This is a genomic window from Streptomyces poriferorum (assembly GCF_019399235.1).
Lineage (GTDB): Bacteria > Actinomycetota > Actinomycetes > Streptomycetales > Streptomycetaceae > Streptomyces > Streptomyces poriferorum.
In genome coordinates this window covers 1-10,601 of sequence record NZ_JAELVH010000232.1, presented here as the reverse complement: position 1 = coordinate 10,601, position 10,601 = coordinate 1, and the positions used below count along the sequence as shown (strand labels likewise).

At 70.6% G+C, this 10,601-nt stretch carries 13 protein-coding genes; 8 read left to right on the top strand and 5 right to left on the bottom strand.

Annotated elements, in window-relative coordinates; genetic code table 11:
• Positions 1 to 183 precede the first annotated feature (183 nt).
• Complete coding sequence (locus JGS39_RS30160) at positions 184 to 936, bottom strand: TetR/AcrR family transcriptional regulator (protein WP_219572875.1); 753 nt, start codon at positions 934 to 936, stop codon at positions 184 to 186.
• An 88-nt stretch (positions 937 to 1,024) separates the two neighbouring features.
• Between JGS39_RS30160 and JGS39_RS30155 the strand changes: the two genes are divergently transcribed.
• Positions 1,025 to 1,897, top strand: coding sequence for an NmrA family NAD(P)-binding protein (locus JGS39_RS30155; protein WP_219572874.1), 873 nt, complete (start codon positions 1,025 to 1,027; stop codon positions 1,895 to 1,897).
• A gap of 67 nt (positions 1,898 to 1,964) precedes the next feature.
• Positions 1,965 to 2,597 carry a chorismate mutase gene (locus JGS39_RS30150; protein WP_219572873.1) on the top strand — a complete coding sequence of 211 codons (633 nt, stop codon included), beginning with the start codon at positions 1,965 to 1,967 and terminating at the stop codon, positions 2,595 to 2,597.
• Between the two features lie 106 nt (positions 2,598 to 2,703).
• Here JGS39_RS30150 and JGS39_RS30145 read toward each other — a convergent pair whose 3' ends face one another.
• The gene (locus JGS39_RS30145) at positions 2,704 to 3,252 is read right to left on the bottom strand and encodes a GNAT family N-acetyltransferase (protein ID WP_219572872.1); all 549 of its coding nucleotides are present in this window, start codon (positions 3,250 to 3,252) and stop codon (positions 2,704 to 2,706) included.
• A gap of 79 nt (positions 3,253 to 3,331) precedes the next feature.
• On the opposite strand from JGS39_RS30145, the gene JGS39_RS30140 reads away from it, so the two are divergent.
• The 4 genes from JGS39_RS30140 to JGS39_RS30125 all read left to right on the top strand — a co-directional run bounded on the left by JGS39_RS30140 (position 3,332) and on the right by JGS39_RS30125 (position 6,012).
• Entirely contained in the window at positions 3,332 to 3,949 is a 618-nt protein-coding gene (locus JGS39_RS30140) for a TOPRIM nucleotidyl transferase/hydrolase domain-containing protein (protein ID WP_219572871.1), read from the top strand.
• Between the two features lie 507 nt (positions 3,950 to 4,456).
• Positions 4,457 to 4,903: an SRPBCC domain-containing protein gene (locus JGS39_RS30135; protein ID WP_219572870.1), complete on the top strand. Its 447-nt coding sequence runs from the start codon at positions 4,457 to 4,459 to the stop codon at positions 4,901 to 4,903.
• A complete protein-coding gene (locus tag JGS39_RS30130; protein WP_219572869.1) occupies positions 4,900 to 5,268 on the top strand; it encodes an ArsR/SmtB family transcription factor in 369 nt (122 codons plus the stop codon). Before JGS39_RS30135 ends, JGS39_RS30130 begins: the two co-directional genes overlap by 4 nt.
• A gap of 210 nt (positions 5,269 to 5,478) precedes the next feature.
• Entirely contained in the window at positions 5,479 to 6,012 is a 534-nt protein-coding gene (locus tag JGS39_RS30125; RefSeq protein WP_219572868.1) for a hypothetical protein, read from the top strand.
• Between the two features lie 206 nt (positions 6,013 to 6,218).
• On the opposite strand, the gene JGS39_RS30120 is transcribed toward JGS39_RS30125, so the two are convergent.
• Both JGS39_RS30120 and JGS39_RS30115 read right to left on the bottom strand, forming a co-directional pair.
• Entirely contained in the window at positions 6,219 to 6,920 is a 702-nt protein-coding gene (locus JGS39_RS30120; RefSeq protein WP_219572867.1) for a hypothetical protein, read from the bottom strand.
• A 73-nt stretch (positions 6,921 to 6,993) separates the two neighbouring features.
• Entirely contained in the window at positions 6,994 to 7,251 is a 258-nt protein-coding gene (locus JGS39_RS30115) for a hypothetical protein (RefSeq protein ID WP_219572866.1), read from the bottom strand.
• 92 nt (positions 7,252 to 7,343) lie between these two features.
• Here JGS39_RS30115 and JGS39_RS30110 point away from each other — a divergent pair, with 92 nt between their 5' ends.
• Together JGS39_RS30110 and JGS39_RS30105 are read left to right on the top strand one after the other, a co-directional pair.
• Positions 7,344 to 7,973, top strand: coding sequence for a TetR/AcrR family transcriptional regulator (locus JGS39_RS30110; RefSeq protein ID WP_219572865.1), 630 nt, complete (start codon positions 7,344 to 7,346; stop codon positions 7,971 to 7,973).
• A 435-nt stretch (positions 7,974 to 8,408) separates the two neighbouring features.
• Positions 8,409 to 9,701, top strand: a complete 1,293-nt coding sequence (locus JGS39_RS30105; protein ID WP_219572864.1) for a right-handed parallel beta-helix repeat-containing protein — start codon at positions 8,409 to 8,411, stop codon at positions 9,699 to 9,701.
• Between the two features lie 75 nt (positions 9,702 to 9,776).
• On the opposite strand, the gene JGS39_RS30100 is transcribed toward JGS39_RS30105, so the two are convergent.
• Positions 9,777 to 10,601: vWA domain-containing protein (locus tag JGS39_RS30100; protein WP_219572863.1), on the bottom strand; the 825-nt coding region annotated here is incomplete at its 5' end.

The following is a 10,601-nucleotide window of genomic DNA, read 5'->3' as shown; positions in this document are numbered from 1 at the left end:
ACGTGTTCACCCCGGCCGGGGTGAACACGTCACCGACGGGGCCGGGGCCCGGCCGGGGTGAACACGTCACCGACGGCCGGGACCGCTGACGGCCTGATCGGCCACATGCCGGTGGTGTCGGGACGGGCCGGTCGCCGCCCCGGCCGGCCGGTGGCAGGTGCCGCATGCGCGGCGGCCTGCCCGTCAGGTGCTGCGGTCGTCGGAGGCGAGGCGGTCCAGCCACTCCCTCAGGAGCTGCTGCTCCGAGGGGCTGAGGGCCGTCTGTTCGGGAAGTGCCGCACGCAGGGCGCGTGCGGCGCCGGCCGGGCCCGCACTCTGCACGGCGGGTTCCTGATTGGTCACGGCGGCGACCATGGATTCCCGCAGCGCGGTCAGCAGCGCCGGGTCGCGCCGGTCCTCCGGCACGGACAGCCAGGTGAGTACCGCGCCGCGCGCCGTGGCGTGGATGATCATCGCCGCGAGCTCCTCGCCCACGCGCAGCCAGCCGCCGGCGGCCAGCCGCCGGATCCGGCCCCTCAGGACCTCCATCCCCGCCTTGAAGGCGGCCGACGCCGGCTGTGTCGGCTCGCTGTACATCAGCGAGTACAGGGCCGGGTTGGCGAGCCCGAACTCGACCGCCAGATCCCAGCCGGCCCGCAGGTCCTCGATGGGGTCCGACGGAGCGGGGTCGACGCGCTTGGCCGCGAGGAACCGGGCGAAGCCGTACTCCGCCACTGCTTCGAGAAGCCCGTCCTTGTCGCCGAACAGGCGGTAGATGGCCGGCGGCTGAAGGCCCGCCGCGAGCGCGACGGCCCGGGTGGTGACCGCGTCGCGACCCTCCCGTGCCAGCAGGTCGGCGGCGGCCTCGATGACCCGCTGCCGCGGCTGTTCGCGCCCTTGCGCCGCGATGTCGGTCTCGGTGCCGGTGCCCGTGGTGCTGCGTGGAGGTGGTGGCATGTATCGACGATACAGCGATGCTGGTTCCGTCGTTAGTATCAGTGTTATCGTGAAAATGATTCCACTGGAACTAGCTATGGAGTGCACCATGATCATCGTGACCGGAGCCACAGGACAGCTCGGACGTCGGATCGTCGAGAGGCTGCTGGTACGCGTGCCGGCGGACCGGATCGGCGTCAGTGTCCGGGACCCGCAGAAGGCACAGGCATTCGCCGGTCAGGGCGTCCGTGTGCGGCAAGGCAGTTTCGACGAAGCGGCCGGCCTCGCCCACGCCTTCGAAGGCGCCACCCAGGTCCTCATCGTGTCCGTCGACCTCATGGGCGAGGAGGCCGTACGACTCCACCGGACCGCGATCGACGCGGCCGCCGCCGCGGGGGCCCGCCGCATCCTCTACACCAGCCACATGGGCGCCGACCCCGCGTCGCACTTCCAGGCCTGTCGCGACCACGCCGCCACCGAGCAGGCGCTCAGCAAGGCGGGCGTGCCCTATACGGCGCTGCGTAACGGCTTCCACGCGTCGGCCGCGGTGCAGTTCCTCGGCCACGCCGCCGCTTCCGGCAGCCTGGTCCTTCCCGAGGACGGCCCGGTCAGCTGGACCGCACACGCCGACCTCGCCGATGCGGCCGCCGCCGTCCTTGCCAACGAGGGCAGGTTCGAAGGCCCCACGCCCCCGCTCACCTCCGCGCAGTCACTCACCTTCGACGATGTCGCCGCCATCGCCACCGCCGCAACGGGCCGCACCATCACGAGGACCACCGCCTCCGACGAGCTGTTCCGCGACCAACTGCTGGGCAACGGTGTGCCGGCCGAGGCGGCCGGCCGGTTGCTGGGCATATTCGAAGCCGCCCGCGCGGGCGAGTTCGCCGCTGTCGACCCGGCTCTGGCCGGCCTGATCGGCCGAGAGCCGACGGCCCTGAGTGCGGTCATCGGCGAACACCTGTCCTCCGACGGCGGACACTGACGGACGGGGGCGGGCCGGTTGACCGACGCGCGGCTTGCGGTGCGGCGAGTGACCGTACGATCACCCCATGCAGCTGACCGCTCACCCCCTGCGCCTGCTGACCGCCGGCGCGGTCGCCGTCGTCGCCCTCCTGCCGGGCACGCACGCGGCAGCCGCGCCCTCGCAGCCGCCGCCCGCTTCCGGAGCGAGCCACAGCGGATACGACCGGCTCCGTCTGCTCGTCGATCTCTCGGCCCGCCGACTGGCCACGGCGGACGTCGTCGCCTCCGCCAAGTGGGGGACCGGCGCGCCTGTCGACGATCCGGCCCGCGAGCAGCAGGTCCTCGACACGGTGGCCCGGCTGGCGCGCGAGCAGGGGGCCGACCCGCAGGAGACCGTACGGTTCCTCCGGCAGCAGATCGAGGCGAACAAGCTTGTGCAGCGCGCGATGCGCAAGCGCTGGAACGCCGATCCCTCCGAGGCGCCGACATCCCGCCCGGATCTCACACAGGTGCGCGAAGAGATCAACCGGATCAACGTCGAGATGGTGCGTGCGATCGGCGCCTCGGCCTCCGTACGAACGGCCCCTTCCTGCGATGCGGACCTTATTGCCGCCGAGGCGGGTGTAAGCCACCGCCGTCACCTCGACCGCCTCCACGCGAGGGCGCTGAGGTACGCATTGCGCCCTGTCTGCGCGCCGGGTGACGTCAGCACGGTGTAGCGGGGCCGCCCTCCGACGCCGGTTCTGCCATGAGGGCGCGGCTCCGCGTCCGGATGCGCACGGGACGGCAGCAGCGCCTGCCGGGCCGCAGCTCGGAGCCCGGCGGTCAGATATCGGATGATCCGCCGTGGCCGCGTTCGACGCTGGGCGTGCAGGCACGGGCCATGCGTACGTTCGGCAGCCGGCCCCGCCAGAGCTCGCGCTCGCCCGTGGCCTCGAATCCGTACATCTCGTAGAAGCGGACCGCCCGCTCGTTGTACTCGGTGACCCACAGGAAGATGGGCGCGCCTTCGGCCCAGGCGAGGAACTCTCCCATCAGCCGGCCCCCGGCTCCGTGGCCCCGCGCCTGCTCCAGCAGATACATCGGTCCGAGCGTCACTACCTCGTCCCGGCGACCGCACAGGAAGCCGACGATCTCCGTCCCGGAGCGGACCGCACGGCAGAACAGCAGGTCCGGCCGTCGGCCGGCCGTTTCGATGAACTCCCGCCACCGGGCGATGCCCTCCGCGCTCGCTGAGGAGCCGCGGTGCTCGCGTATCCAGGCCTCATCGACGCCCGCCTCCTCGTTGGGGTACGTCTGCAACCAGACCGTCAACTGCAGGGCTCCCAGGGATGCGGCGTCGTCGGGAGCCGGAACTTCGATTACATGGGTCATGCACGCCATCCTTCACGGGCGGCCGGACGGCGGCGGAAATTCACTACCGCCGAAGCAGGGAAACGCGGAGACTCGTTCCGTGGCCGACATGGAACTGTTCCGGGAATCCGTCATCGCGTGGGCGGCCGGCGGGCCCGGTGAGCCCGCGCGTGAACTCGCCGCGCGGCTGCCGGTCCGGGCAGCCGTCCTGCTGGAGGGCCCGAGCGACTCCGCGGCGGTGAACGCCCTGGCGGCGAGCCGCGGCCGGAACCTGGCGGCCGAGGGGATCTGCGTCCTGCCGATGGGCGGGGCCATGAGCGTCGGACGCTTCGCCCGCCTGCTCGGGCCGCCGGGACTGGGCCTTCGGCTCACGGGGCTGTGCGACGAGGCCGAACGGCCCTACTACACGCGTGGTCTGGAGCGCGCGGATGCCGCACAGGAGGAGTTCTTCGTCTGCGCGGCGGACCTGGAGGACGAGCTCATCCGCGCCCTGGGCGTGACGCGTGTGGAGGAGCTCATCCAGGTCGAGGGCGACGGGCGCGCTTTCCGGACCTTCCTGCACCAGCCCGCCCAGCGCAGCCGTACCCCCCAGCAGCGCGTGCGGCGCTTTCTCGGTACGAAGAAGGGGCGCAAGATCCACTACGGCCGCGTCCTCGTCGAGGCACTCGACCCCGGCCACGTACCCGCCCCGCTCGACGGCCTGCTCGCCGGCCTCTGACCGCCGGACGTCGTCGGCTGCGGATGGTACGAGGCCCGGTGGCGGCTGCCGCGCGGCGGTCCGTTCTCGTTCTCGTGGGGGAGAGGGCCCGGCCGGCGGAACGGGCCGTCGGGGGCGGTCCGCTGGAGCAGCATGATGGTCTTCGTCTCGCCGGCCAAGGACTCCGGCGTCCGCAGCGCCGGCGATCCTTGGCAGCGGCCTGCCACGGCGCGCGCCGTGAATCCGGCGTCCTCGCTCCGGCACCGCGTCGCCACGGCTCCACAGTGAACGCGCCCCAGCAGGGACTGGGTCTCCAGGGCAAGGATCCCTGCGCACGGCCATCTCCGACACGCCCGGGCGCCGGGAGAGCTCGGACGCGGAGGCGCGGTCGGCTTCCCGCACCAGTCGCAGGGTCAGGTCCCAACGGGTGACGACACCCGTGTAGTGCAACGTGTGGGTTGCGCGTGGGAGTGTGTTGTGCAACCCTGGAGTTGCAAGTTCAATGGCGACGGGAAAGGAAGTCACCCCATGAGCGAGGACCGGATCGAACGCGAAACCCTGATCGAGGCGTCCCTGGAGCGCGTCTGGTCGCTGGTGGCCCAGCCCGGTTTCTGGGTGGCCGACAAGGCGAGCCTGCCGGGCACCGTGGCAAGGGAAGGTGAACTGCTGGTGGCGAAGCACCCGGAGCACGGCGAATTCCCGGTGCGCGTCGAGAAGGTCATGCCGCCGACGTATCTGGCGTACCGCTGGACCAGTGCGTTCCCGGGCGAGGAACTGCGTGAGGACAACAGCACCCTCGTGGAGTTCACCCTGGCCCAGGAGGGCGAGCGGACGCGGCTGCGCGTCGTCGAGAGCGGGTTCGCGGCGCTGGCGGGATCCGAGGAACTGCGCACCCAGAACCTGAAGGACCACACCGGAGGCTGGCCCATGGAGCTCGACGCGCTCAGGACGCGTGCCGAACAGCCCGCCCCATGACGGAAGAACGTACCGGCGCCGCCGAGGCCGTCAGTCACGTCCTCGGCGCCCTCGCCGATCCGACGCGCCGCCAGTTGCTCGATCTGCTCGCGGCACGGGGTGAGGCCACCGCGACCATCCTGGCCGAACGGCTTCCCGTCTCACGGCAGGCGGTGGTCAAGCACCTGGCCGTCCTGGATGCCGCCGGGCTGGTCTCCGGCACCCGGGTCGGACGCGAGGTGCGGTACGCGGTACGGCCTGCGGCGCTCGACGCCACGGCGCGGTGGATGGCCTCCCTGGCGGCGGACTGGGACACGCGGCTGGCACACATCAAACGCGTCGCCGAGGCGGCGGAGCGGGATGCGCGGACGGCGGGCTCCGAATGAAGCGGAGTACGAGGCCTGCCCAATAGCCCTCCCCGACCTGGCCGAGGGCCGAGTCCGGGCGGTGCGTGATCGAGAACCCGGGCACGGCGGGCGGACGGGATCCGGCCACACCGTGCCGCCCTCTTGGCTGGGCGTTCACGCTGCCGCGATGGTGTGACTCGTACACGTCGCGTCTTCTGGCACACGGCGAGCGGGGGAGGGGAAGAGCCCGTGGAGACCAGGGACATCATCCGGCTGATGGGGCGCCGGACCGTGCTGCGGTACGCGATGGCGGGATTCGTGGCTGCCGCGGTCTCCGCCTGCTCGGGTGACGGGGGCTCGACCGACGTCAGGTTCCGGACGCTGGGCGCGTTTCTCGAGGGCAGTTGGGAGTTCGAGGCGGAGAACGGAGCCGGCGCCCGCATCGCGGTGTCGAAGGAAGGGAACTGGCTCATGACGGGGGGTGGCGCGGACAGCCCCTGGTCGGAGGAAGGTACGTGGGCGCTCGACTCCGGCCGCCTGTCGGTGACGATGTCCGGACGCCGCCCGCACGCCATCGAGGGCGTGCCCGACGACGTCGAGAAAGCGCTGGCAGGCGCCTACACCGTGTCGGGCGGACTGACCGACGACCAGGACATCGGCTATCGCCGGATGCGGGTCGGCCGCACCGAGGGAAAGGTGCTGCTGACGTTCCCCGACGAACGCGCGGACGGCCGGATCCGGGTGGTCACCTGCACCCGGGTGGAGACCGCGGAGGCTCCCTGACGGAGGAGGCGGCCCGCACCCGGGTGGAGACCGCGGAGGCTCCCTGACGAGGAGGCGGCCCGCACCAGGGCGCAGGCCGCGGAGGGGACCCCGGCGGAGGGAGCGGCCGGCCGGTAGGACGTCCCTGCCGGCCCAGGCCCGTTCGCGTCCGGACCCGGTGCGTCGAACGGGTGCCCCGCGGGCGGGAGCAGGGCGCCCGTTCGATGTCATGCCCGCCCGGCCATACGGGCGCTCAGGGTCCGGACCACCTCGGTCAGGACCTTTTCGCGCCAGTTCTTGTCGGCCTCCGGGTACTCCCCGACACCGTCCGCGGTCGAGGATCCGCTCACCTCGAACTCGTACGGACCCTGGTGGCAGACCAGTTGGTCGTCGTCCTCGAGGAAGCACCCCGTCGGTCCGAGCGAGGCGCCGAGGTCCCGGTACTTCTCGGGGTCCTGGCCGCCGTTCTTCGCCGCGTACTCCTGGTCCTTCGCGTAACCCTTCGCCACGAGCGCGGGGTCGGCGACGCTCTGGAACACGATGCGTACGTTGCTGTTGTGCTCACTCCCGTACTCGGCCGGCAGGCCGAACTCGGTCTTGCAGCCCCCCTTCGGGACGTCGCCCGTGGTCCCCGGCTCCGACTCCGTGAGCGGGTTGAAGTTGAGGACGGTGACCTTGATGGGTTCACGCTCGAAGTCCTCCGCCTGCGGCAGGATCGCGAGGATCTCCTCGTCACTCAGGGCCTCGCACGCGTCAGGCCACTGCGCCACAGGGACCGAACTTCCCTGAAGGGGCTGCGCGTCGAGCCGGGCGCCGGACGGCTTCGCCGACCCGAACTCCAGCGCCGGTACGTCGCTGCCGCATCCGGTCAGCACGACAGCCGCTGATGCGACCGCCGCCGCGGCCAGGGGGATATGGTTCCGGTTCATTGTCGGCACGCCCAACTCCGGTTCGAAGACCGGGTACTTGGTATGTCACTCATAGGAATACGGCAGATGCGACTCAGTGTGCGAGGTGAACACGAAGAATGCCGGCGACTTCGTGCGCGGCCTGCTCCGGGACGGGAACGGACGCGTACCGGCCTGCCCGGGCGAAGGCCACGGAACTGGCCAGGCCGTCTCCGTCGATGAGGCAGTCGGAGAGATCGCTTCCCGCACCGTTGCGGTAGAGGGTGCCGACCGGACCTTCCGGGACGCCGGCCTGGCTCGGCAGGAGTTCGGCGCCGGTCTCCCGCGCCCGGCCGCCGTGCTGAAGATCCATGAACACTCCAATGTGATCAGTGAACACATTCATGTGAGCGATGATTACATCCGCCTGCGGTCCGGGTGTCAAGGTGTGGTACGACTGCCCGTATGTACACCCGGGCGGCCGGACGGCCCTACCACCACGGTTCCTTGCCGGAGACACTCGTCGCGCACGCCGTCGAGCTGCTGGACGAGGGTGGCGCCGAGGCGGTGACGGTCCGGGAGGTGGCGCGCAGGGCGGGCGTCTCTCCTTCGGCGCCGTTCCGGCACTACCCCGACCGGGCCGCCCTTCTCGCGGCGGTCGGCGAGGCTGTGGCCATGGACTTCGGCGCGGCCCAGATGGCTGCGGTGGAATCGGCGGACGCGCTGCCGTTCCGGGCGCTGGGTGCCGCGTTCGTTCACTACGCCCTGGCTCATCCGCACAGGTTCGCCCTGCTGCGCGGCGGCGTCTTCGGCGCGCACCGTACGCCCGCGATGGAGGAGGGGCATCGGGTGTTCGTCGACGGCATCACCGAACTGGTCGTGGCCGGACAGCGGCGCGGCGAGCTCCGGCAAGGCGATGCCGAGATGATCAGAATCGCCGCTCAGGCCCTCGTCTACGGCCTCTCCCAGATGTTCGTCGACAACTACCTCGACGCCTCGCGAGCCGATGCCTTGATCAATCAGGTCATCGACCTGTTCGGGCTGGGAGTCCTCGCCCCCGACGGTGAAATGCGTGAGGCGGCCGAGGGCGTCTGACGCGCTTCATCGACGTGGCCGCCAGGGGCGCCGGGGTTCCTGACGCGCGGTGGCCGGCGTGACCGCCGGGATGGCCCGCGCTGTTCGGGCTCGATAGATGGTTCACAGTCATGATTATGTTTCAGATACATGTCCATTGACGTGAACATGATTGGCCTTTAGTGTCCATGGAAAGCGCTTGCACGCCGCGATACAGGTTCCTCTCCGTGAGACCCCGTTCACGGACTCGAACAGACACGGTGTCATGACCGAGGCCTCGACAGAAGGGGCACTCACGTTTCTCCCCGGATGTGGCCACGGCCGCGCCCGTACCGACATCGCCGAGCCGGCAGCGCGGTCGCCCGGTCCGCCGCCCCACCCAGAGGCGGACCCCGCAGCCGCACGGATGCGCCACAGCAAATCGTCGAACGAACCAACCCCACCTGGAGTCGAACGATGCAGATCAAACCCGTCATCGCATGCGTCAGCCTGCTGGCCGGCTCACTGGCCGCCGTGAGCGGCGCGACCGCTCAGGCTGCGCCCACCCCGAACCGGTCCGGAGCATCGCCCGCGGCCTGCGCGAGCACCAACGTGGGCGGAGGGTCCTGCCTGCCGGGGCTCGGCGCCGCCGGCGACGCGCAGGTCGCCTCCGCGACGCTGGACGCCACCGCCCTCTACGTGGCGCCGGACGGCACCGACGGCGCAGCCGGAACAGAGGCGGACCCGACGACACTGGCCTCCGCCATCAGCCGAGTCGACTCCGGCGGCACGGTCTACCTGCGCGGCGGAACGTACCACTACGCACAGACGGTCACCATCCCGCCGGGCAACGACGGTTCGTCGAGTGCCCGCACCACCCTGGCCGCCTACCCGGGTGAGAGCCCGGTGCTGAACTTCGCGGCGATGAGCGAGGACCCGGCCAACCGCGGGCTCGCCGTGAACGGCGACTTCTGGCACATCAACGGCATCGTCGTCGAGCACGCCGGTGACAACGGGATCTTCGTCGGCGGCAGCAACAACATCGTCGAACGCGTCGTGACACGCTTCAACCACGACTCCGGGCTGCAGATCTCACGGATCGCCTCGACCACCCCGGGAGACGAGTGGCCCGCCGACAACCTCATCCTGAGCTCGGAGTCGCACGACAACGCCGACTCCGACGGCGAGGACGCCGACGGCTTCGCCTCCAAGCTCACTTCCGGCCCCGGGAACGTCTTCCGCTACACGGTGTCCCACAACAACATCGACGACGGCTGGGACCTCTACACCAAGAACGAGACCGGCCCCATCGGGCCGGTGACCATCGAGGACTCCCTCTCCTACAGCAACGGCACCCTCTCGGACGGGACCGTGAACGCCGACGGTGACCGCAACGGCTTCAAGCTGGGCGGCGACGACATCGAGGTCGACCACGTCGTACGCCGCAACATCGCCTACGACAACGGCCATCACGGATTCACGTACAACAGCAACCCCGGCTCGATGAAGGTGTCGGACAACGTCGCCATCGACAACGAGGAGCGCAACTTCTCCTTCGACAAGGGCACTTCCGTCTACCGCAACAACACCTCCTGCCGCAGCGGCAGCGGCTCGAACGACAAGACGGTCGGCGACGCCGACAGTTCGAACCAGTTCTGGGCCGGATCGAACGGCTCCCGCTGCTCCTCGTACGACGGAGCCCTGGACTGGTCGTTCGCCGCGGACGGCCACCTCGTCGTGACGTTCGGCGGCACCGCCGTGACCCCGTAACCGAACGGCCGGTGTGAAGGGCGGGGCAGCCCGGCCCCGCCCTTCACCGCGCGCGGGCAGCGTGCCGGCGGACGGTCAGCGCAGGATGCCGAGCTGCCGGACAGTCCTCAGCCAGGACGGGAACTCCGACAGGAGCCGGTCGTACAGCTCCGCGTCAGGGACCGTCTCGATGTCGTCCGCGGCGAAGAAGCCGACGTTGTCGACCCGCCGGCCGGGCAAGGTGTCGAAGCGTTCCAGCACCCCGTACTGCGACCGGCCGAGGCCGATGAACTGCCAGAAGACCGGCTCCTCCACCGCCGCACGCAACTCCCGCTCGATCTCGTCGTTGCGGTATACGCCTCCGTCCGAGAAGAACAGGACCAGGGTCGGGTCGGGCACCGGATGGTCACGCACGAAGGCGCGCACTTCGGCGATGACCTTCTGCTCCTCGTTCTGGATCCCGACCGCGCGCATGTCGACCTGCCCCGGACGCAGACCTCTCGGCGGCTTCTTGCGGCCGAAGAGGCCGACCTGGCCGACGCGCACGTGCAGCGCGAGCCATTCGGGCAGTTCACCCACCACGAGGTCGGGCAGCCGGGCGGGATTGCTGGCGAACGTCCAGGCCTGCATCTCCCCGTCGTCGTCGAGCTGGGCCGCGACGGCCGCCATCCGCTCGGTGACACCGGCCATGGTGCCTCGCGTGTAGAGGCCGCCCATCGATCCGGACGCGTCGAGCACGAGGATGACGCGTGCGGTCAGCCGGGGCAGACCGTGCTTGGTCAGGCTGACGGCGATCTGCTGCTTGCGCAGCGACAGGCGCTTGCGCATGTCGACCGGCAGACTCTCCTCGCCCTTGGTGAGCCGGATCGAGGGCTCCTCCCGCCCGGCGGGGGCCGGGGGCCGGACGGGGCCGCGGTGCGG